A 21,751-nucleotide genomic window follows, 5' to 3' on the forward strand; every position below is an offset into this window, starting at 1 on the left:
CATGCCCGCGCGGCTCAGGCCGGCAGCGGGCGGGTTTCTGACGAGGTGCGGGCGGCTGGCGTGCTCGGCAGGCGAGTCAGGCGCAGGGCATTGAGCACCACGGTCAACGAACTGATCGACATGCCGACGGCGGCCCACACCGGGGTGATCCAGCCGAGGGCGGCGAACGGCAACATGAGGCCATTGTACAGCGCGGCCCACAGCAGGTTCTCGATGATTACCCGGCGAGTGCGCCGCGCCAAGGTGAACGCCTGCACCAAGGCGTCGAGACGGTTGGACAGCAGCACGGCATCGGCACTGGTTTTCGCCAGATCTGTGGCCGAGCCCATGGCCACACTGATATCGGCGGCCGCCAGCACCGGCACATCGTTGACGCCATCGCCGAGCATCAACACTTTGCGTCCTTCCTTGTGCAACTGTTGCAGCACTTGCAGCTTGTCGTCCGGGCGCAGGCCGCCATGGGCCTCGTCGATACCCAGCTCGGCGGCGACACTGGCGACCATCGGCGAGCTGTCACCGGACAGCAGCAAGGTACGCCAGCCACGGGCCTTGCATGCCGCGAGCAGGGCGGGGGCATCGTCGCGCAAGCGGTCATCAAGAACGAACCACGCCAGCGGCCCGGAGCTGTCACCGAGCAGCAGCCATTGGCCCGGTTCATCCGGCATCACTGGCAAAGGTGAGCCACTGAGGGCGCAGACAAATGCCGCCTGACCGATGCGCAAACGTTGCTCGCCGACCAGACCTTCAAGGCCCAGGCCCGGGGTGCTGTGGACTTCTTCTGCTGCCAGCGGTGCGCGGCCGAAAGCACGGGCGATCGGGTGTTCGGAACGGTTTTCCAGTGCAGCGGCGAGGCTCAGGCATTGATCGCTGTCCTGCGCCCCCAGCGGACGGATCGAGCGCAGTACCAAGCGACCTTCGGTGAGGGTGCCGGTTTTGTCGAAGATCACCGTATCAATCTGATTCAACCCTTCCAGCACATGACCGCGAGTCAGCAACAAACCGAGTTTGTGCAGGGTGCCGGTGGCGGCCGTAAGCGCGGTCGGCGTTGCCAGTGACAAGGCGCAAGGGCAAGTGGCGACGAGCATGGCGAGGACAATCCAGAAGGCGCGTGACGAATCCAGCTCCCACCACAACAGGCCGATGGCGGCTGCGGCGATCAGTGACAAAAGCAGAAACCATTGCGCGGCGCGATCGGCGATTTCCGCCAGGCGCGGTTTTTCTGCCTGGGCGCGATCAAGCAAACGCACGATGGCCGACAGGCGAGTGTCTTGTCCGAGCGCCTGCACTTCAACGGTCAGCGCGCCTTCGACATTGAGCGTGCCCGCCGTTACCGCTTCACCCGGCATGCGTGGCTGCGGCAGGTATTCGCCGGTCAGCAACGATTCGTCGATGCTCGATTGGCCGTCGAGGATCTTGCCGTCCGCCGGCAGGATCGAGCCCGGTTGCACCAGAATGTGGTCGCCCAGGCGCAGTTCGCTGAGCAGGATGCGTTCGCTCTGGCCGGCTGCATCCAGACGCAGGCATGAGGCCGGCAACAGGTTCACCAATTGCGCGGTGGCAGCGGCCGTGCGCTCGCGGGCGCGGCGCTCCAGATAGCGTCCGGCGAGCAGAAACAGCGCGAACATGCCGACCGCATCGAAATACAACTCACCGACGCCGGTGATCGACGTCCAGATCCCGGCGATGTAAGCGCTGCCGATGGCCAGCGATACCGAGACGTCCATGGTCAGGTGCCGCGTGCGCAAATCGCGCATCGCCCCTTTAAAAAAAGGTGCGCAGCTGTAGAACACGATCGGCGTGGTCAGAAACAATGCGACCCAACGCAGGATCGTGTGCAGCTCCGGGCTGAGGTCGATGTTGAATTCCGGCCAGGTCGCCATGGTCGCCATCATTGCCTGGAACCACAGCAGCCCGGCCACCCCGAGCTGGCGCAGGGCCAGGCGGTTTTCGCTGGCCAGTTGTTCGCTGGCGCGGTCGGCTTGATAGGGGTGTGCGGCGTAACCGATGTGACGCAGTTCGGCGAGCACCTGGCTCAATGGCAATTGCCCATCGGCCCAGCGCACGTGCAGACGATGATTGGACAGGTTCAATCGCGCCTCGGCCACCGCTGGCAGCGTGCGCAGATGTTTCTCGATCAGCCAGCCGCAGGCGGCGCAACTGATGCCTTCCATCAGCAGGGTGGTTTCGGCGAGTTCGCCGTCATGACGGACGAAGGGTTTTTGCACATCGGCGCGGTCGTACAGCGCCAGTTCATCAACCAATTGCACCGGCAGCGCTTCGGGGTTGGCCGAGGCTTCGCTGCGGTGCTGGTAATAGCTTTCCAGCCCACCAGCGACGATGGCCTCGGCCACAGCCTGACAGCCGGGGCAGCAGAACTCGCGCGGCTCCCCGAGAACGACAGCGGTGAAGCGGCTGCCGGTCGGGACGGGCAGGGCGCAGTGGTAGCAGGGGGTTGGACTGGTCATGGATCGTGTTCCGATGATCGTTCCCACGCTCCGCGTGGGGATGCCTCCCCGGACGCTCCGCGTCCGCTTCGGCTGGGACGCGGAGCGTCCTTGGCTGCGTTCCCACGCCGAGCGTGGGAACGATCAGAGTCAGGCTTATTTTTTGAGGTCTTCGGCGCCCTGCAGCGGCTCATCACCGAGCAGCAAATCCTTGTCATGGCTGACCAGCTCTTCTTCGAACATACGCCAGACGTGGTCATCCTGAGACCCCAGCAGCTCGACAAAGCGGCGGCCTTCGATCTTGTCGTTGAGTTGGCCGATGTAGCGCCCGGTTTCTGTTTTGCTGCGGACCAGAACAATCTTGCGATCCTTCTCCGGCTGGGTTGGCGAGATCAGGTTCAGCTCCAGCCTGCCCGGTTGGCTGTCACCGCTCAAACGCAGGTCGACTTCACCGGTCACGTCATCCAGATGCACCGCAGCGCGCATTTTCAGGTTCTGCGCGAGCAACTCGCGATCCAGCGAACGATTGATGCCTTTACCGGCCTCGTAGTAGTTGTCGTTGACCAGGTTGTCCGGGTTGTTCACCGCGATGGTCACCATGGACAGGGTCAAGGTCACCGAACAGGCCAGAATCCCGATGATGATCCACGGCCAGAGGTGCTTGTACCAGGGACTTGCGGCGTTTGCGGCGGGCATGTTCAGTTCTCTCAACGGATTTGTGGGCCGATGAATCGGCTCTTGGCTTCAACGTGGACGCTGTCGTCATCGGCATCCTTGAGGATGAATTTCACCTCGTTGGTGCTCGATGGCAGTTGTTCCGGTGCGCTCGACAACTCGACGGGCATGCTGACGATGTCGCCGGCTGCCACTTTGATCTCGCGTTTGCCTTGCAGGCGCAGATCCGGCAGGCCGGCGGCTTCCAGCACATAGGTGTGATCGCGCTGATCCTTGTTCATGATCTTCAGGCTGTAGACGTTTTCGATCCGGCCTTCGGCGTTCTCGCGGTACAGCACGCGGTCCTTGCTGACGTCGAAACCGACCAGCGAACGCATGAAGAACGCGGTCACCAACAGGCTGATCATCGCCAGCAACACCACCGCGTAGCCGATCAGGCGAGGCCGCAGTTTATGGGTTTTCTGCCCGGACAGGTTGTGCTCGGTGGTGTAGCTGATCAGGCCGCGCGGGTAGTCCATCTTGTCCATGATGCTGTCACAGGCATCGATGCACGCAGCGCAACCGATGCACTCGATCTGCAGGCCGTCGCGGATGTCGATGCCGGTCGGACAGACCTGAACACACATGGTGCAGTCGATGCAGTCGCCCAGGCCCATGGCCTTGTAGTCGACGCCTTTCTTGCGCGGGCCACGGCTTTCGCCACGACGCGGGTCGTAGGAAACGATCAGCGTGTCCTTGTCGAACATCACGCTCTGGAAGCGCGCATACGGGCACATGTAGATGCACACCTGCTCACGCAACCAGCCGGCGTTGCCGTACGTGGCGAGGGTGAAAAAACCGACCCAGAAATACGACCAGCCATCGGCCTGGCCGGTGAAGAACTCGAACACCAGTTCGCGGATCGGTGAGAAATAGCCAACGAAGGTCATGCCGGTAACGAAACCGATCAGCAACCACAGCGCGTGTTTGGCAAACTTTCGCGCAAACTTGTTGGCGCTCATCGGCGCCTTGTCGAGCTTGATGCGCTGGTTGCGGTCGCCTTCGGTGACCTTCTCGCACCACATGAAAATCCATGTCCACACGCTTTGCGGGCAGGTGTAGCCGCACCACACACGGCCGGCATACACGGTGATGAAGAACAGGCCGAACGCGGCAATGATCAACAGGCCCGAGAGCAGAATGAAATCCTGCGGCCAGAAAGTCGCGCCGAAGATGAAGAACTTGCGCTCGGGCAGATTCCACCACACGGCCTGATGACCGCCCCAGTTCAGCCAGACCGTACCGAAATACAGCAGGAACAGCGCGGCACCGCCCATCATCCGCAGATTGCGGAACAGACCGGTGAAGGCACGGGTGTAGATTTTTTCTCGAGAGGCGTAGAGATCGACGCTGTTATTCGCGTTTTTGCTGGGTGGCGTGACGTCGTGTACCGGAATCTGGTTGCTCATCATTGCATCCCACGGCAGTGGAAAAATGCCTCGGTCGATACGTGCCGGCCGGGGTCAGAAAGGCGTTGCAGTGGCGCAATGATACGCCTGTCACGCCGACGAACGGGTGCGACCTTTGGTCGCGTTGGGAGAAGGGTTCAAATGGTGTAGCAGATGTAACAAATCCTGACCCAGATCAATTGACTATAGACGATGCATGAGACTCGCTCTGGCGAGCGAGTCCCTGCTTTGCTCAGATCAGCCTTCCGCCGCCGAGACTGTCGAGCCCGCTGCCGGGGTTTTTTTTGACCACGTCGACGGTTGTGGCGTCATCACTCTCCTTTTGCTGTGTATTGGAGGGTTCGTTATCAGAGTTGACATAGGTGAAATCCTCTTGGGATTGCACACAATCATGATCAGCTTCTCGCATGTTTATCTTCCTTGGAATCTATTGATATATGAGGCGCTCTGACAATAAGTCTCAGGCGCCGATAAAAGTTACTGTTCGCTGAAAGTCGAGGCTAGCGGATATTCGTCTCATTTTATGAGTGCCTGTGTAATGAGAAACTTTACCTTAGTTGCGTTTCGCAAGTTGGCTGGTTTCGGGGCGAAATAAAATAAATTAATTAATCCGTGCGGTATGTTTGAGGATTACAAGATTTTCTAATAGCGTGAAAGTTGACGGCATGAGGTCGTCAGTTTATTCGACTAAATGGAAGTGTTATGTGATGGTTATTAATAAAGTGGCAAGCTTGATTGTAGGGGTGTTTTTATTGTTTTCGGTTTTTATGGCCCATGCATTGCCGGATGCACCGAAGCACATGGTGTTCGCATCGGACACGCAATATCCCTGGACAGACAAGACGGACAGCAGAACACATGAATCCGCTGAGGAGTTCACGAAACGTTCGAAGTGGCTGGTGGAAAGTCAACTGGCAAGTATCGCTGACTTTCGAATCCGCAACGGATCGCAGTCAACGATCCCGTTGATGATTAATGGTGACATCACTGCGTTCGGTCATGGCTGGCAGCGTGACTATATGGCGTCGGCTTTAAAGAGGCACTTCGGAACGGATTACCTGTATGGCCTGGGTAATCATGACTATGAAAATAACGTCGATGACTGTTTCAGCAATAGTTGTGCGGCCGGCAGTATTGTTGCTTTCAAGGAACATCATGAAGGCAAGGTGGGCAGCTTTGATCTGAAGATTACTGGCAGCGCAGTAAACAGGCTTTATTCGGGGAGCCTCGCTTACTCCAAGACCATTGATGACGTGCACCTGGTGCAGCTCAATAACGAGCCTACTTACACGAGAAAAATTTCCAGTGTCTGGAACCCCACCACTTTCGACATCACCAGTGCACTGGACTGGCTTGAGAACGATCTCCGGCTGGCGAGAGCTGGGGGGTACTCCATCATCATAAACATGCACAAACCGCTGGAAATGAAGGACGCCAGCCAGCAGAAGCGCTTTATCGAAATGGTCAAGAAATATGAAGTCACTGCGGTATTTGCTGGCCATCTGCACAAGGACGGCGGTAGTTCCTATTGGTTGGGGAATGTGCCGATGTACCTGAGTGGTGCCACTTCTCAACAGACTTACCTGATCACCAGCTTTACCGAGGATCGCAAGCAATTGCAGATCTATCTGGTGAAGGACAATCAATGGCAGAAACGGGAGTTGATAGACACCATTCCCGTGAAATCCATCAGGGCCAATCGGCCATAAAAAAAACGGCCCCGTTGGATGACTGGCGGGGTCTTCTCAAGCCGGTAGTTTGTAACGTCGGTATCACTGGGGCTTCACCGTTAAAGGACTAATTCGTCAATCCCATGGATTGATGAGTGCCACGCCACTGTTTTGAAAATCGCCGATATTTCGGGTCACCACCGTAAGACCGTGAACCAAGGCAGTCGCAGCGATCAGCGCATCGCTTTCACTGGCGCGATCCGGAACGTGCAGGCTGGCACAGCGAACGGCGACAGCCACGTCGATAGGTAGGATTCTTGTGTCGAAGGCGGGGACAACGTGTCGCTTCAACCAGCGGCGCAGTACCTTTCCCTGGTCGGGGTCGCGGCGCTCTATCCGCAGCACCCCTGTCTCCAGCTCCATCAAAGTAATCACAGAAATAAACATGCTTGGAGCAGAAGTACTCTTGGCCCAGGCGACGACATTCGCGTCAGCCTGAGGTTTGCGCAGTTCGGAAATCACATTTGTGTCGAGTAAATACATTCAGGACAGATCCACAGGGCGGTGAGTGATCACGGCACGCTCGGTTTCGAAGTCGATGTCTGCCGATTCAGGCATGACTAACAGGTCGACAATGCTCGCGTTCGTACCCGTCAATTTCTGGTACTCCTCAATGCTTAGCAGTACGTGAGCGGGCTTGCCACGGTCAGTGATGATAACCGGCCCCTGACGCGAGGCTTTTTTGGCACTGCTTGTGTCTTGATTGAATTCGCGGCTTGAAATGGTGGTGATGGCCATCATGAAGATCCCCCCTGAACATGGTTTGTAGAAACGTTACTACCTTGTTCGGCGTGCAGCAACCTCCGTGCCCTACAGAAAATAACCACTGGTCTTTCGATGGGGGGAAGTAGAGGCAAAAAGGCCCCGCCAATTCTCATTGGCGGGGCCTTTTTGTTGCTTCAAGCGTCGGCCTTACTCGGCGTTCGCTTCCGGTGCTTTTTCACCGTGGGACAAGCTGTAAACGTAAGCCGCCAGCAGGTGCACCTTGTCGTTGCCTTGCAGTTGTTCCTGCGCCGGCATCTGGCCCTGACGGCCGTAACGGATGGTCTGCTGCAGTTGCGCAAAGCTCGAACCGTAGATGAACGCGCCCGGGTGAGTCAGGTCAGGCGCGCCCATGGCCGGGGTGCCTTTACCGGCCGGACCGTGGCAAGCCACGCAGTTGGCAGCGAACAGTTTGCCGCCGTTGGCCGGGTCGGCCTTGGTGCCTTCCGGCAATTTGCGGCCATCGAGGTTGGTCACGACAAACGCTGCCACGTCGGCCACGCCTTGCTCACCAATGACTTCAGCCCAGGCCGGCATCACCGCGTGGCGACCGCCCATGATGGTGGTCTTGATGGTTTCCGGCTCACCGCCCCAGCGCCAGTCGGCATCGGTCAGGTTCGGGAAACCGTAAGCACCCTTGGCGTCGGAACCATGGCAGACCGAGCAGTTGGAGGCGAACAGGCGGCCACCCATCTTCAGGGCTTGCGGGTCTTTGGCCACCTCTTCGATCGGCATGGCGGCGAACTTGGCGAAGATCGGACCGAACTTGGCGTCCGAGCGCGCCATTTCCTTTTCCCACTCGTGAACGCCGGTCCAGCCAGTCTGGCCGTTGGCGAACGCTGTCTGCTTGTCGGTATCGAGGTAGTTGTAGCCTGGCAGCAGGCCTTTCCAGTTACCCAGACCCGGGTACAGCACCAGATAACCCAAGGCGAAGACGATGGTGCCGACGAACAGCATGAACCACCATTTCGGCAGTGGGTTGTCGTACTCCTCGATCCCGTCGAAGGAGTGCCCGACCGTCTCGTCCGTCTGTTCGCTGCGCTGGCCCTTGCGGGTCGACAGCAGCAGCCAGGTCAGGGAAAAGATCGTACCGAGACTGAGGACTGTGACGTACAGACTCCAGAATGTAGTCATTCTTTGTTACTCCTAGAAGCTTGCTCGACGTGCTTGATGGCTTCGGGATCATCCGCAAAAGGCAACAAGGTCGCGTCTTCAAACTCCGACTTGCGCTTGGGGCTGAACACCCACAGCGCCAGACCGATGAAGGCCACCATCACAACAACGGTGCCCAGGCCACGAATCATCCCGATATCCATCTAGATCACCGTTTGCTTTTGATGATGGTGCCCAGGCCTTGCAGGTAGGCCACCAGCGCGTCCATTTCGGTTTTGCCCTTCACGGCAGCCTGTGCACCAGCGATATCTTCGTCGGTGTAAGGAACGCCGAGCGTGCGCAACACTTCCATTTTCTTGGCCGTGTCTTTGCCGTCGAGCTTGTTTTCCACGAGGAACGGGTAAGCCGGCATTTTCGACTCAGGCACCACGTTGCGCGGGTTGTACAAGTGCGCACGCTGCCAGTCATCGGAGTAACGACCGCCCACACGGGCCAGGTCCGGGCCGGTACGCTTGGAGCCCCACAGGAACGGGTGATCCCAGACACTTTCACCGGCAACCGAATAGTGGCCATAGCGTTCGGTTTCCGCACGGAACGGACGGATCATCTGCGAGTGGCAGCCGACACAGCCGTTGGCGATATAAACGTCGCGGCCTTCCAGTTCCAGCGCCGAGCGTGGCTTCATGCCTTCGACCGGCTTGTTGGTGACGTCCTGGAAAAACAGCGGAACGATTTGGGTCAGGCCGCCAACGCTGACGGCGATGACCATGAAGAAGGCCAGCAGGCCAATGTTCTTCTCGACAGCTTCATGCTTCATCAGTGAGCTCCAACGACAGCGATCTGGGCAGCGGCTTCGGCTTCAGCCGGGTTCGAGGCGCGCACGGTGCGCCAGACGTTGTAAGCCATCAACAGCATGCCGCTGGCGAAGAACGCACCGCCCAGGGCACGGACGATGTAGCCCGGGTGGCTGGCCTGCAGCGCCTCAACGAACGAGTAGGTGAGGGTGCCGTCATCGTTGATTGCACGCCACATCAGGCCCTGCGTGATGCCGTTGACCCACATCGAGGCGATGTACAGAACGGTACCGATGGTCGCGAGCCAGAAGTGCGCGTTGATCAGGCCAACGCTATGCATCTGCGCACGGCCGAACAGTTTCGGGATCATGTGGTAGATCGCGCCGATCGAGATCATTGCTACCCAGCCGAGAGCGCCGGCGTGGACGTGGCCGATGGTCCAGTCGGTGTAGTGCGAGAGCGAGTTGACGGTCTTGATCGCCATCATCGGACCTTCGAAGGTCGACATGCCGTAGAACGCCAGCGACACCACGAGGAAACGCAGGATCGGGTCGGTGCGCAGCTTATGCCAGGCGCCCGACAGGGTCATCATGCCGTTGATCATGCCGCCCCAGCTTGGCGCCAGCAGGATGATCGACATTGCCATGCCCAGCGATTGCGCCCAATCCGGCAGGGCGGTGTAGTGCAGGTGGTGCGGACCGGCCCAGATGTACAGGGTGATCAATGCCCAGAAGTGCACGATCGACAGGCGATAGGAGTAGATCGGACGTTCGGCCTGTTTCGGCACGAAGTAGTACATCATCCCGAGGAAACCGGTGGTGAGGAAGAAGCCCACCGCGTTGTGGCCGTACCACCACTGGATCATCGCGTCGGTTGCGCCCGAGTAGGCGGAGTAGGACTTGAAGAAGCTCACCGGCAGGGAGGCGTGGTTGACGATGTGCAGCATCGCGGTCACGACGATGAACGCGCCGTAGAACCAGTTACCCACGTAGATGTGCTTGGTCTTGCGCTTGGTGATGGTGCCGAAGAACACCAGACCGTAGGTGACCCAGACAATGGCCAGCAGAATGGCGAGCGGCCATTCCAGTTCCGCGTATTCCTTGGTGGTGGTGTAACCCAGCGGCAAGGTAATGATCGCGCCGACGATCACCGCTTGCCAGCCCCAGAAGGTGAAGGCCGCGAGGCTGTCGGAAATCAGTCGCGTCTGGCAGGTTCGCTGCACGACATAGTAGGAAGTGGCAAACAGTGCACAACCACCGAAGGCGAAAATCACCAGGTTTGTGTGCAACGGGCGCAGGCGTCCAAAGCTCGTCCACGGCAGACCGAAGTTCAATTCCGGCCAGACCAGTTGCGAGGCGATGAAGACACCGAGCCCCATGCCAAGGATCCCCCAGACCACCGTCATGATGGCGAACTGGCGGACTACCTTATAGTTATAAGCAGTCGGACTGATTGCTGTGCTCATTCTAAGGTTCCACGGTTTGGGTGTTTTATTAGGATTAAAATCGGCCGCAAGTATGCAGAGAGCAGGGGGTCATTGCAACGCGCCATGACCTGGGTCAATGCTTTCCAACGCTGATTCTGCGGCCTTTCCATGCGCCGCGTAAGGACAAAATTGGCCTCGGACAAAATGTCGCAGCGGACGAAAAAAGCGAGGGGTTCAGGTCGCTTGCAACGAGGTGTGTTCAAACGGCCTGTTCGGGTGACGGACGGCAAATGGCACGACAGCCGGTATCTACCGGCGTTTGCGGCCACGTCAGTCAGCCGGTTCGGAGAACACAGCGGTTAGCGTTGACCTGGAACCGGCACGAGCCAGTCCGCATCGACCAAGCGTAGACCCGAATCCGGGGAACCGAAAGGAGAGGGTGAAAAGGGGTGCGACAATGCGTCGCAAAGAGGCTGGATGCTGCCGCACCGAGAAAGGTGCGGCAGATGTTGCGCAATGCTTACTGCTTATTGTCTTCAGTAATAAGTTTTTCTGTATTCAATCCGTGCGACAGGCTGTACACATAAGCGGCCAGCAATTGCACTTTATCGTTACCCAGCAGTTCGTTCTGCGCCGGCATGTGGCCCTGACGACCATGGCGGATGGTCTGCTCAAGCTGGGTCAGACTGGTGCCATAGATAAATCCGGCCGGGTGCGTCAGATTCGGCGCGCCCATGGCTTCAGTGCCGTGGCCGGTGGCCCCATGACAGGCTGTGCAAGTGGTGCTGAACGCTTGCTGTCCGGCTTGCAGATCAGCCTTGTTGTCCGCTGGCAGCGGCAGGCCGGCCAGTTCGTGACGCACGTAGGCGGCGACGTTCTTCACCCCGGCCTCACCGAGCACTTCGCCCCAGGCCGGCATCGCCGCCATCCGGCCACCCATGATGGTGGTCTTGATGGTCTCGGCGTCGCCGCCCCAGCGCCAGTCGCTGTCAGCCAGGTTAGGGAAACCGAACGCGCCTTTGGCGTCCGAGCCGTGGCACACCGAGCAGTTTGAGGCGAACAGACGACCGCCCATTTTCAGCGCCTGCGGATCCTTCGCCACTTCCTCTACCGGCATGGCGGCGAACTTGGCGAAGATCGGCCCGAACTTGGCGTCGGCCTTGTTCATTTCCTTTTCCCACTCGTGGACGCCGGTCCAGCCGTCCTCGTAACCGGGCAGGATGCCTTTCCAGTTACCGAGGCCCGGATACAGGATCAGATAGCCCACGGAAAATACCAGCGTGCCGGCGAACAGCATGAACCACCACTGCGGCAGCGGGTTGTCGTACTCCTCGATGCCGTCAAAGCTGTGGCCCATGGTCTGGTCGACACTGCCCTTGGTCTCGCCCCGGCGGGTGCCGACCAGCAGCCAGGTCAGGCCGATCAGGCTGCCGATGGTCAGTACGCAGATCCACGTACTCCAGAAGGTGGTCATGGCCGGGTACTCCTTGGTTCAGATGCTGGGGTTGTATCGGGTAGCGGTTCGTCGGCGAATGGCAGCAATCGCGCTTCGGCAAATTCCGGGGTGCGCTTGCGGTTGAACACCCACAGCGTCAACCCGACGAAGGCGACGAACACCACGACCGTGCCGAGGCCGCGAATCAGGCCTGCACTCATTTCAATGACCATGGCTCACCTCTTGCTCTTGATCGCAGTGCCGAGCACTTGCAGGTAGGAGACGAGGGCGTCCATTTCGGTCTTGCCCTTGAGGCTGGCCACCGCGCCGTTGATGTCGTCGTCGGTGTACGGCACGCCGAGGGTGCGCATGGTCTTGAGCTTGGTTTCGGTGTGGCTGCTGTCGACCGCTTGCGTGACCAGCCATGGATAGGCCGGCATTTTCGACTCAGGCACGACGTTGCGCGGGTTGTACAAGTGCGCGCGGTGCCAGTCATCCGAGTAGCGCGCGCCAACCCGGGCCAAATCCGGACCGGTGCGTTTCGAACCCCACAGGAACGGGTGATCCCAGACGCTTTCACCGGCCACCGAGTAGTGCCCGTAGCGCTCGGTTTCGGCGCGGAACGGCCGGATCATCTGCGAGTGGCAGCCGACGCAGCCTTCGCGGATATAGATGTCGCGGCCTTCCAGTTGCAGCGCGGTGTAGGGCTTCATGCCTTCCACCGGTTTGTTGGTGACGTCCTGGAAGAACAGCGGGACGATCTGGGTCAGGCCGCCGATGCTCACGGCGAACACCATGAGCAACATCAACAGGCCGACGTTTTTTTCAATCGTTTCGTGTTTCATGGCGGACTCCTCAGGCCATCTGCGCGGCAGCAACGACGTCAGCAGGCTGCGAGGCCCGCACGGTGCGCCAGGTGTTGTAAGCCATCAGGAACATGCCGCTGAGGAAGATCGCCCCACCAATCAGCCGCACGACGAAGCCTGGGTGGCTAGCCACCAGGGTTTCGACGAAGGAGTAGGTCAGCGTGCCGTCCTCGTTCACTGCGCGCCACATCAGGCCCTGGGCGATGCCGTTGACCCACATCGAGGCGATGTAGAGCACGGTGCCGATGGTTGCGAGCCAGAAGTGCGCGTTGATCAGGCCGACGCTGTGCATCTGCTCTTTGCCGAAAATTTTCGGGATCATGTGGTACAGCGCGCCGATGGAAATCATCGCTACCCAGCCCAGAGCGCCGGCGTGTACGTGGCCGATGGTCCAGTCGGTGTAGTGGGAGAGGGCGTTAACGGTCTTGATCGCCATCATCGGACCTTCGAAGGTCGACATGCCGTAGAACGCCAGCGACACCACGAGGAAGCGCAGGATCGGGTCGCTGCGCAACTTATGCCACGCGCCCGAGAGGGTCATCATGCCGTTGATCATCCCGCCCCAGCTCGGTGCCAGCAGCACCAGCGACATCACCATGCCCAGCGACTGCGCCCAGTCCGGCAGCGCGGTGTAGTGCAAGTGGTGCGGGCCGGCCCAGATGTACAGGGTGATCAGGGCCCAGAAGTGCACGATCGACAGGCGATACGAATACACCGGACGTTCGGCCTGTTTCGGCACGAAGTAGTACATCATCCCGAGGAAACCGGCGGTGAGGAAAAAGCCTACGGCGTTGTGGCCGTACCACCATTGCACCATCGCGTCGGTTGCACCGGCGTACACCGAGTAGGACTTGGTGAAACTCACCGGCAACTCAAGGTTGTTGACGATGTGCAGAATCGCCACGGTGATGATGAATGCGCCGAAGAACCAGTTGCCCACATAGATGTGCTTGGTCTTGCGCTGCATGATCGTGCCGAAAAACACGATCGCGTAGGCGACCCAGACGATGGTGATCAGGATGTCGATCGGCCATTCCAGTTCGGCGTATTCCTTGGAACTGGTGTAACCCAGTGGCAGGCTGATCGCCGCCAGCAGGATCACCAGTTGCCAGCCCCAGAAGCAGAACGCGGCGATTTTTGGCGCAAACAATTGGGTTTGGCAGGTGCGTTGTACCGAGTAGAAGGAACTGGCGAACAGCGCACAGCCACCAAACGCGAAGATCACCGCGTTGGTGTGCAGTGGGCGCAGGCGGCCGAAACTGGTCCAGGGCAAATTGAAGTTGAGTTCGGGCCAGACCAATTGGGCCGCGAGAAAAACCCCGAGGCCCATGCCGACGATGCCCCACACCACCGTCATAATGGCGAATTGGCGGACCACCTTGTAGTTGTAGGCGGTACTGATAGAAGTGTTCATGGTTCCCCATCCACGGTTCAGCCGAAGTGAGCGCGCGCAAAACACGCGGCGAATCCTTCGTCTGGAGTTATAGGCAGACTAAAAGCGAGGCAAGCATGGACAAACAGCACAAGGCCAGTATTGACGGGGATCAATGGGCGCAGTGCGTGCTCGATCATGGGTGGCTTTGGGATGCCGCCAATGGTGAGGCTTCAGCGACGTTGATCCTTGCTCACGGTGCCGGTGCGCCGATGGATAGCGATTGGATGAACGACATGGCTGGGCGCCTTGCCGGGCTTGGGATTAACGTGTTGCGGTTTGAGTTTCCGTATATGGCGCAGCGGCGTATCGACGGTGGCAAGCGTCCGCCGAACCCGGCGCCGAAACTGCTGGAATGCTGGCGCGAAGTGTTTGCCGAAGTGCGACGTCATGTCGCTGGGCCGCTGGGGATCGGCGGCAAGTCCATGGGCGGGCGAATGGCTAGTCTCTTGGCTGACGAATTGGGTGCCGATGCGTTGGTGTGTTTGGGCTATCCGTTTTATGCAGTGGGTAAACCGGAGAAACCTCGGGTTGAGCATTTGGCTGGTTTGCAGACTCGGACGTTGATTGTGCAGGGGGAGCGGGATGCGCTTGGCAATCGTGAGGCGGTCGAGGGGTATTCGTTAGCGCCGGGGATTGAGGTGTTGTGGCTGGCGGCTGGGGATCATGATTTGAAGCCATTGAAGGTTTCCGGGTTTACCCATGAACAGCATTTGGCCAGCGCCGCGCAGAAGGTAGCCGAGTTTCTCAAGGGTTAACCGAGATCCCGAACTGCATAAAGATCGGCTCCCTTTCCCCTCGCCCCCTTGGGGGCGGTCCGACGTTTCGGGAGGGCTGGGGTGAGGGGGATGGATCTTGGATGCGCCGCAGTTCTTTGTTTTGGGTACATATCCATTGCTGCGGTAACGGCCACTTAGGGTTTCGCCCTTACGGCGACTCACTTTTTTTACAAACGCCTAAAAAAAGTAAGCAAAAAAACGCTTGCTCCAACGTTCGGCCCGCTCGCTGGGGCTCGGGGTTCCTTCGCTCCGGGATGGATCCGGGCGCATCGCCTCCGGTTTGCTTCGCTGCACCTCCTCTCGATGTGTTTGGCTTCGCCAAACGGTCGCTGCGCTCCCACCCCCGAATCAATCCCTCCGCTCAGCCTTCCGACGTCGCCCGTGGATCAAGATCAAAAGCCGAAGCCGAGCTAACGCTCATCCTTTGAGTGGGGCGGCATGCGCCGCGTGCTTTACATAGATCAAAACTGTGGGAGCTGGCTTGCCAGCGATGGCGGCCTGCCAGCCGACCAATCTCTTACTGATGCACCCGATCTAAATGTGGGAGCGAGCCTGCTCGCGATGGCAGCCTGACAGCCGACCAATTTCTAAATGAACGTACTCAATCCATCTGTAGGAGTGAGCCTGCTCGCGATGGCGGCCTGCCAGCCGACCAATTTCTAAATGAACGCACTCAATCCATTGTGGGAGCTGGCTTGCCAGCGATGGCGGCCTGACAGCCGACCAATCTCTTACTGATGCACCCGATCCAAATGTAGGAGCGAGCCTGCTCGCGAAACGGCCTCAAAAACAACATCAATACAACAGGGGAATTTCCAGTTTTCTCTGTCAGTAAACGCAATCCTGCAAGCACGTTTAAATCACACAACCCGTTACGCCATCGGGCCTACGACACCTTGCGCCGTTACCTACGCGTACGCCAGAATCCGCCGGCTTACACGGCTATGGGGCGGGTTGTATCGTTTCCCAGTCACTGAAAATCAGTGATCGGGTTTGGTAGCCCGTCTGTAATAGCTGTATGGCAACACCGTATGCAGTCCCTCTTCTTGGGGCTCGGTTTTATGGTGGTCATGCGTGGGGCTCGCTCGTGAGCGCCGGGTTCCTATTGCAGCCGGTCTACCAACCCGCGTATGGCCACCACCCTCTCGTTTGGTAGCGAGAGTGATGGCTCCTTAACTGCGATAGGAGTTTCATCCATGTTCAAAATCACGCCAAACCCACCGCCCAAAGATCCAATCCCCCACGACCCAGCGCTCAGCCCGCAAAAGATCAAAGAAGCAACCGATCGCGCCCTCGACTACTACCTCAAACCCGAAGACCTCGCGGCTCCGCCATCACCCAAGTTTCGCCCCTTCTATCTCGTCGATCCAACGCTGGATGATGAAACCCTGCTGGTCGAGGCGAGCGAGTCGCTTTCATACGCCCACGCCATGGCCGGTAACATCGCCAACTCAATCGGCGGCCCGGAGCGCAAACCGCTGCTGGCGCTGCAACAGGTAATCATGCTGAACGAACTGTTGATTAATCGACTGCTGGATAAGCTGAAGTTGCCTCAGTAATTTCGCTGGCAGTTATGGCCTCTTCGCGAGCAGGCTCGCTCCTACAGGGGATCGTTGTCGGGCACATAAATCTGTGATCACCACAGATCCAATGTAGGAGTGAGCCTGCTCGCGAAAGCGGCCGCCCAGACAACATCCATTTCAGACAGGCAACAAAAAACCCGGAAGCTCTCGCTCTCCGGGTTTTTGTCATCGCCAGTTCAATCAGCGGTTAAACCGCTCCACCAACGAGTATTGCGTGTTGGCAGTCTTCGTCAGCTCTTCACTCAGCAACGCCGAGTTTTGCGCCTGTTCCGAGGTCTGATCCGCCAGTTCCGAAATATTGCTGATGTTGCGGCTGATCTCCTCAGCCACCGCACTTTGCTCTTCGGTCGCCGCAGCGATCTGGGTGGTCATGTCGGTGATATTAGCCACCGCTTCACTGATCCCGACCAGTGCCTGATCCGCTTCCAGCACCCGCGCCACACCTTCTTCGGCCTGACGATGGCCAGCTTCCATGGTCTGCACAGCGCTGGACGCAGTTTGCTGCAACTTGGCGATCAAAGCATGAATCTGCCCGGTCGATTCGCTGGTGCGTTGCGCCAGTTGACGCACTTCGTCAGCCACCACAGCAAAACCACGACCCATTTCACCGGCACGTGCTGCCTCAATCGCAGCGTTCAGTGCCAGCAGGTTGGTCTGGTCGGCGATGCCTTTGATCACATCAACTACGCCGCCGATTTCGTCGCTGTCCTTGGCCAGTTGAGTGACGGTCAGACCGGTTTCACCCACGACCACGGACAAACGCTGAATGGCTTCGCGGGTTTCCCCGGCGATGTCACGACCACGACCGGTCAGGCGATTGGCTTCCTGAGTCGCGTCAGCGGTGCGCTGTACGTGGCTGGCGACTTCCTGAGTGGTCGCGGCCATCTGGTTGACGGCGGTGGCGACCTGTTCGGTTTCCACGCGTTGACGTTCCAGGCCGGTCGAGCTGCTGTGTGCCAAGGCGTCGGACTGCTTGGCCTGATCGGTCAGGTGTTCGGCGGTGTCCTGCAGACGGGTCAGGCAGGTTTTCAGGCGGGCTTCCTGGCTGAGGATCGACATTTCCAGACGCGCTTGGGCGCCACGGCTGTCGGTGTACATCTGCGCAATCAACGGGTCGGAAGTGGTCTGCTCGGCCAGGCGCAGCAGGCGTTTGAGCCCACGTTGCTGCCATTGCAGGCCCATCAGGCCCAACGGCACCGACAGACCCGCCGCCAGAGCAAAGCCCCAGTGCGAGTTCAGCGTCGCGCCGATCACGAAGCTCAGTTGGCTGACCAGAATGAACGGCAGCCAGTCTTGCAGCACCGGTAGCCATTTATCGCTGGAAGGGATTGCCGACTTGCCTTGGTTGATGCGTTGGTAGAGCGCTTCGGCGCGGCGGATCTGTTCGGCGGTGGGTTTGATCCGCACCGACTCGTAACCGACCACCTGATTGCCGTCGAACACTGGCGTTACATAGGCGTTAACCCAGTAATGATCACCGGTCTTGCAGCGATTCTTGACAATGCCCATCCATGGCAAGCCTTGTTTCAGTGTGCCCCACATGTGCGAAAACACCGCAGCCGGGACGTCGGGGTGACGAACCAGGTTGTGCGGCGCACGGATCAGCTCCTCACGCGAAAACCCGCTGATCTCGACGAAGGCGTCGTTGCAGTAGGTGATCACGCCCTTGGCGTCGGTTGTGGAAATCAACCGCTGCTGAGCCGGGAAAGTCCGTTCGCGTTGTGTAATGGGCTGGTTGTTACGCATGGTTTTTCAATCCGCAAGGCTTTGAAAGGTTGTCGGCGGTGGCAGGAAATTGTTGAATTTTTCTTTCAGTAATCAGTACAGCGTCGCAAAACGGGCCTTGCTTCAACCCGCCAGCATCGGATAGGTGAACAGTGCGAAATGCAGCAGGTTCAGCCCGAAGTGCGTGGCGATTGCTGCGCCGAGTCCGCCAAAACGGTAGGCCAGACCATAGCCGACACCTGCCAGACCCGCCAGCAACACCCACGTCCAGCCCGCACCGATGTGCGCCAGCCCGAACAGCGATGAGGCCAGCAGCAGGGCAAGATTTTCGCCATAGGGCAGGTGTTTGAAACGCCGGCTCAGGCCGCCCTGTATATAGCCGCGAAACAACGCTTCCTCGACCAGGGGCACCAGCAGCAGATTGTTCAGCACCCACAGCCACGCCTGATCCGGCCACTTCGGTGCCCAGGCGATCACGCCCAGCAACAACGCGCCGCCGAGGGCGAGGATCACACTCAAGGTCAGGGCGAGGGCGGTGGCGTAGACCGTCAGGCGCAGCGAGCGCCGGGCGACAATCCATGGGCAGACCAGCAACAGCCAGAAACCAATCAGCGGTTTATCTTGATTGAGGTACATCGAGAACGGCACGGCGTTGTCAGTGAAACGTTGCGGATCAATGGCGCGACCGTTGTAGAACCCTGGCAGCCAGTGCAGGGCCAGCGCCAAAGCCAGCACGATGAACAGGCCGTGGCCGAGATAACGCGCAAACGGCACGTGTTGCTGGCGTACGGCGAAACCGGCCATCAATAGCAGCCCGATAGAGATCAGTGCGAGCCAGCCGAGTTGACCGTAGCTCAGCGCCAAACCGTAGCCGAGGCCGAGAAGTGCCAGATAGAGCCATGGCAGAGACTTCATGGAGGGTCCTTGTGCAGATTTTGTGGAAGGGCTTTCTACACGGACGAGCGGCGGGGGACAAGTCAAGGTGCGGCGAGAACCGGGGACAGTCCACAACCTCTGGCCGACCCGATACCTGTGGGAGCTGGCTTGCCAGCGATGACGATTGCACAGCCGACATCGTCATCGGCTGATTCACCGCTATCGCTGGCAAGGCAGCTCCCACAAGGTTTTGTTTTTGGCTGAGGGATCAGCGCAGGTTGAGTTTTGCCGCCGCGCGCTCAGTGATTTCCGTGCGCAGCTTCAGCGATGGCGCGGCACGCAGGCGGGCTTCATCGACAATCGCGTTCGGTGCCGTTTCCGGGCTGCCCGAATGGAACGGCGGCGCCGGCGCATATTCCAGCTGCAACTGCACCAGTTGCGCCGTGTCGGCATCGAACAGTTCAGCCGCCAACACCAGCGCAAAATCGATTCCTGCGGTAATCCCGCCACCGGTAAACAGATTGCCGTCACGTACCACCCGATCCTTCACCGCAATCGCGCCCAGTGTCGGCAGCAGATCGTGATATGCCCAATGCGTAGTCGCCCGTTTGCCTTGCAGCAGACCCGTCGCGCCGAGCACCAGCGACCCGGTGCACACCGACGTCACGTAACGCGCTTGCGCAGCCTGACGTTTGATGAAATCCAGCGTCTGAGCATCCTCCATCAAAGGACCGACGCCGCCACCGCCGGGCACACAGATCACATCCAGATCCGGGCAATCCTCGAACGTTGTGGTCGGTTTCAGCAGCAGCCCGGTGCTGGCCGTGACCGGCATCAGGTCCTTCCAGATCAGATGCACCTGCACGCCCGGCAGCGAGGCGAGCACGTCGTACGGCCCGGTCAGGTCAAGTTGCTGAACCTGTGGAAACAACAGAAAACCGATCTGCAGCGTCATCGTTCTTGCTCCATGAAAAGGGGTGGACGGCTTCACTGTAGGCGCGTAGGTTCTGGCGCATACGCCAATAACCCCACGAATTACGCCAAATGCCCAAAGCCATCCACGTACTCGCGTTTGCCAACATGCAGATCCTCGACGTCACCGGGCCGTTGCAGGTATTCGCCTCGGCCAATGACCTCGCCCGTCAGCGCGGATTGCCCATTCCGTATGCGCCGAGCGTGATTGCCAGCGGCGGCGGGGCGGTGATGTCCTCGGCCGGTCTGGCTGTGTTGGCCGAGCCGTTGCCCGAAGCGCCCAGCGACACGTTGATCATCGCCGGTGGCTGGGGCATTTATCCGGCGGCGGAAGATGTGCCGCTGGTGGATTGGGTGCGCGAGCATGCCGGCAAATGCCGGCGCGTGGCTTCGGTATGTACCGGCGCATTTTTGCTCGCCGCCAGCGGCTGGCTCGACGGCCGCCGTGTGGTCACCCACTGGACCCGCTGTGAACAACTGGCGCAGCAGCACCCAAAACTGCAAGTCGAAGCCAATCCGATCTTCATCAACGACGGCCCGGTGTGGACCTCGGCGGGAGTCACCGCCGGCATCGATCTGGCGCTGGCGATGGTTGAGGAGGATCTCGGTCGCGACATCGCGCTGGACGTCGCCCGCCATCTGGTGGTGTTCCTCAAACGCCCGGGCGGGCAGTCGCAATTCAGCGTGACGCTATCGCTGCAGAATCAGGGCAATCGTTTCGACGACTTGCACGCGTGGATCGCCGAAAACCTGACCTGTGACCTCGGCATCCCGACCCTGGCCGAGCAGGCCGGGATGAGCGAACGCAGTTTCGTCCGCCACTACCGCGCCGACACCGGCCAGACCCCGGCGCGGGCGATTGAACTGATCCGCGTTGAAACCGCCCGCCGGTTGTTGAGCGATACCGGACTGCCGGTCAAACGGGTCGCGGCCAATTGTGGATTTGGCAGCGAAGAGACGCTGCGCCGTAGTTTCCTGCGGGCGATTGGTGTGACGCCGCAGGCTTATCGCGAGCGCTTTTCGGTCAGTGCTGCAACAGATTGACGGGACAACGCTGAACCTGTGGCGAGGGAGCTTGCTCCCGCTGGACTGCGCAGCAGGCCCATGCTTTTGAGCCCAGTCAGGGTCGCTGCGCAACCCAGTGGGAGCAAGCTCCCTCGCCACAAAAGCGTTATTCCTCGGATGTATCAGACCTCGGCTTCCGCCACCTGATTGAAATACTTGCTCCGATCCGGCGTAAACGTCACCCGCATCTTGGTACGCGAACAGGTCAGCGAGCGTTCTTCGCTCAAATCGATATCCAGATCTTCCCCACGCAACCCTTGCCACTGGGCGAGGTATTTCAGCGATCCGTATTTTTCGTTTTTCTTCAGGCTACGACTGACCCCGCCCTTCCAGCCGAGCACCGGTAATTCTCCAGCGAGGCATTTCAAGGCGAGGTCGGGGAAGCGTGCGGCGCGCTGGCGGCCGATTTCCCAGCATTTGATCAGGCCTTTGTCGGCGGCTTCCCAGAGTTGGGTGCGGGTCAGGCCGCTGCGAAGGGGCGTGTCGATACTGCGCTGGACGTGCTGGGACATTCTGGTTCCTTGAATTCGGGTTTTATTGGACAGCTCCGCTGTGCCCGTTGCGGTGGATGGTAGGGGGGGATGTAACAGCTGGCAACAAGGTATTTCGGGGTGTAAGTGCAAGTT

At 59.4% G+C, this 21,751-nt stretch carries 22 protein-coding genes; 4 read left to right on the forward strand and 18 right to left on the reverse strand.

The features are described from left to right. Window positions 1-14: 14 nt before the first annotated feature. The 4 genes from AC3WMT_RS13010 to AC3WMT_RS13025 form a co-directional block, all read right to left on the reverse strand. Window positions 15-2,465, reverse strand: a complete 2,451-nt coding sequence (locus tag AC3WMT_RS13010; RefSeq protein WP_103303907.1) for a heavy metal translocating P-type ATPase — start codon at window positions 2,463-2,465, stop codon at window positions 15-17. Window positions 2,466-2,600: 135 nt separating this feature from the next. After that, on the reverse strand, window positions 2,601-3,140 hold the full coding sequence (locus AC3WMT_RS13015; protein ID WP_103303909.1) for a FixH family protein: 540 nt from the start codon (window positions 3,138-3,140) through the stop codon (window positions 2,601-2,603). A gap of 11 nt (window positions 3,141-3,151) precedes the next feature. Further along, on the reverse strand, window positions 3,152-4,567 hold the full coding sequence (gene ccoG / locus AC3WMT_RS13020) for a cytochrome c oxidase accessory protein CcoG (protein ID WP_103303910.1): 1,416 nt from the start codon (window positions 4,565-4,567) through the stop codon (window positions 3,152-3,154). Window positions 4,568-4,799: 232 nt separating this feature from the next. Then, complete coding sequence (locus tag AC3WMT_RS13025) at window positions 4,800-4,976, reverse strand: hypothetical protein (RefSeq protein WP_158249172.1); 177 nt, start codon at window positions 4,974-4,976, stop codon at window positions 4,800-4,802. Window positions 4,977-5,274: 298 nt separating this feature from the next. Here AC3WMT_RS13025 and AC3WMT_RS13030 point away from each other — a divergent pair, with 298 nt between their 5' ends. Further along, window positions 5,275-6,276, forward strand: coding sequence for a metallophosphoesterase family protein (locus AC3WMT_RS13030; protein WP_103303912.1), 1,002 nt, complete (start codon window positions 5,275-5,277; stop codon window positions 6,274-6,276). Window positions 6,277-6,372: 96 nt separating this feature from the next. Here AC3WMT_RS13030 and AC3WMT_RS13035 read toward each other — a convergent pair whose 3' ends face one another. The 10 genes from AC3WMT_RS13035 to ccoN (AC3WMT_RS13080) form a co-directional block, all read right to left on the reverse strand. Continuing rightward, a complete protein-coding gene (locus AC3WMT_RS13035; RefSeq protein WP_103303913.1) occupies window positions 6,373-6,780 on the reverse strand; it encodes a type II toxin-antitoxin system VapC family toxin in 408 nt (135 codons plus the stop codon). Beyond that, window positions 6,781-7,035: a type II toxin-antitoxin system Phd/YefM family antitoxin gene (locus AC3WMT_RS13040; RefSeq protein ID WP_177431395.1), complete on the reverse strand. Its 255-nt coding sequence runs from the start codon at window positions 7,033-7,035 to the stop codon at window positions 6,781-6,783. A 174-nt stretch (window positions 7,036-7,209) separates the two neighbouring features. Continuing rightward, a complete protein-coding gene (gene ccoP / locus AC3WMT_RS13045) occupies window positions 7,210-8,193 on the reverse strand; it encodes a cytochrome-c oxidase, cbb3-type subunit III (RefSeq protein ID WP_103303915.1) in 984 nt (327 codons plus the stop codon). Continuing rightward, the gene (locus tag AC3WMT_RS13050; RefSeq protein WP_003175465.1) at window positions 8,190-8,375 is read right to left on the reverse strand and encodes a CcoQ/FixQ family Cbb3-type cytochrome c oxidase assembly chaperone; all 186 of its coding nucleotides are present in this window, start codon (window positions 8,373-8,375) and stop codon (window positions 8,190-8,192) included. The genes ccoP (AC3WMT_RS13045) and AC3WMT_RS13050 overlap by 4 nt, the downstream gene beginning before the upstream one ends. 5 nt (window positions 8,376-8,380) lie before the next feature. Continuing rightward, window positions 8,381-8,989, reverse strand: a complete 609-nt coding sequence (ccoO, locus tag AC3WMT_RS13055) for a cytochrome-c oxidase, cbb3-type subunit II (protein WP_103303916.1) — start codon at window positions 8,987-8,989, stop codon at window positions 8,381-8,383. After that, complete coding sequence (ccoN, locus tag AC3WMT_RS13060; protein ID WP_103303917.1) at window positions 8,989-10,431, reverse strand: cytochrome-c oxidase, cbb3-type subunit I; 1,443 nt, start codon at window positions 10,429-10,431, stop codon at window positions 8,989-8,991. Before ccoN (AC3WMT_RS13060) ends, ccoO (AC3WMT_RS13055) begins: the two co-directional genes overlap by 1 nt. 481 nt (window positions 10,432-10,912) lie before the next feature. After that, window positions 10,913-11,866, reverse strand: coding sequence for a cytochrome-c oxidase, cbb3-type subunit III (gene ccoP / locus AC3WMT_RS13065; protein ID WP_103303918.1), 954 nt, complete (start codon window positions 11,864-11,866; stop codon window positions 10,913-10,915). Next, a complete protein-coding gene (locus AC3WMT_RS13070; RefSeq protein ID WP_103303919.1) occupies window positions 11,863-12,060 on the reverse strand; it encodes a cbb3-type cytochrome oxidase subunit 3 in 198 nt (65 codons plus the stop codon). The genes ccoP (AC3WMT_RS13065) and AC3WMT_RS13070 overlap by 4 nt, the downstream gene beginning before the upstream one ends. 3 nt (window positions 12,061-12,063) lie before the next feature. Next, a complete protein-coding gene (gene ccoO / locus AC3WMT_RS13075) occupies window positions 12,064-12,672 on the reverse strand; it encodes a cytochrome-c oxidase, cbb3-type subunit II (RefSeq protein WP_103303920.1) in 609 nt (202 codons plus the stop codon). 10 nt (window positions 12,673-12,682) lie between these two features. Further along, on the reverse strand, window positions 12,683-14,107 hold the full coding sequence (gene ccoN, locus AC3WMT_RS13080) for a cytochrome-c oxidase, cbb3-type subunit I (RefSeq protein ID WP_025110370.1): 1,425 nt from the start codon (window positions 14,105-14,107) through the stop codon (window positions 12,683-12,685). A gap of 95 nt (window positions 14,108-14,202) precedes the next feature. On the opposite strand from ccoN (AC3WMT_RS13080), the gene AC3WMT_RS13085 reads away from it, so the two are divergent. Together AC3WMT_RS13085 and AC3WMT_RS13090 are read left to right on the forward strand one after the other, a co-directional pair. Beyond that, window positions 14,203-14,883: an alpha/beta family hydrolase gene (locus tag AC3WMT_RS13085; RefSeq protein ID WP_103303921.1), complete on the forward strand. Its 681-nt coding sequence runs from the start codon at window positions 14,203-14,205 to the stop codon at window positions 14,881-14,883. Window positions 14,884-16,100: 1,217 nt separating this feature from the next. Beyond that, window positions 16,101-16,463, forward strand: coding sequence for a DUF6124 family protein (locus AC3WMT_RS13090; protein ID WP_103303922.1), 363 nt, complete (start codon window positions 16,101-16,103; stop codon window positions 16,461-16,463). A gap of 204 nt (window positions 16,464-16,667) precedes the next feature. Here AC3WMT_RS13090 and AC3WMT_RS13095 read toward each other — a convergent pair whose 3' ends face one another. From AC3WMT_RS13095 to inhA, 3 genes are all read right to left on the reverse strand, one after another. After that, window positions 16,668-18,233, reverse strand: coding sequence for a methyl-accepting chemotaxis protein (locus AC3WMT_RS13095; protein ID WP_103303923.1), 1,566 nt, complete (start codon window positions 18,231-18,233; stop codon window positions 16,668-16,670). A gap of 102 nt (window positions 18,234-18,335) precedes the next feature. Then, entirely contained in the window at window positions 18,336-19,127 is a 792-nt protein-coding gene (locus AC3WMT_RS13100; RefSeq protein WP_103303924.1) for a CPBP family intramembrane glutamic endopeptidase, read from the reverse strand. 229 nt (window positions 19,128-19,356) lie between these two features. Continuing rightward, window positions 19,357-20,043 (reverse strand): isonitrile hydratase, encoded by a 687-nt coding sequence (gene inhA, locus AC3WMT_RS13105; protein WP_103303925.1) that lies wholly within the window; start codon window positions 20,041-20,043, stop codon window positions 19,357-19,359. Window positions 20,044-20,132: 89 nt separating this feature from the next. On the opposite strand from inhA, the gene AC3WMT_RS13110 reads away from it, so the two are divergent. Next, a complete protein-coding gene (locus AC3WMT_RS13110) occupies window positions 20,133-21,104 on the forward strand; it encodes a GlxA family transcriptional regulator (protein ID WP_103303926.1) in 972 nt (323 codons plus the stop codon). Between the two features lie 143 nt (window positions 21,105-21,247). On the opposite strand, the gene AC3WMT_RS13115 is transcribed toward AC3WMT_RS13110, so the two are convergent. Continuing rightward, window positions 21,248-21,637, reverse strand: a complete 390-nt coding sequence (locus tag AC3WMT_RS13115) for a hypothetical protein (RefSeq protein ID WP_103303927.1) — start codon at window positions 21,635-21,637, stop codon at window positions 21,248-21,250. Window positions 21,638-21,751: the final 114 nt, after the last annotated feature.

Source organism: Pseudomonas sp. FW305-7 (genome assembly GCF_058786735.1).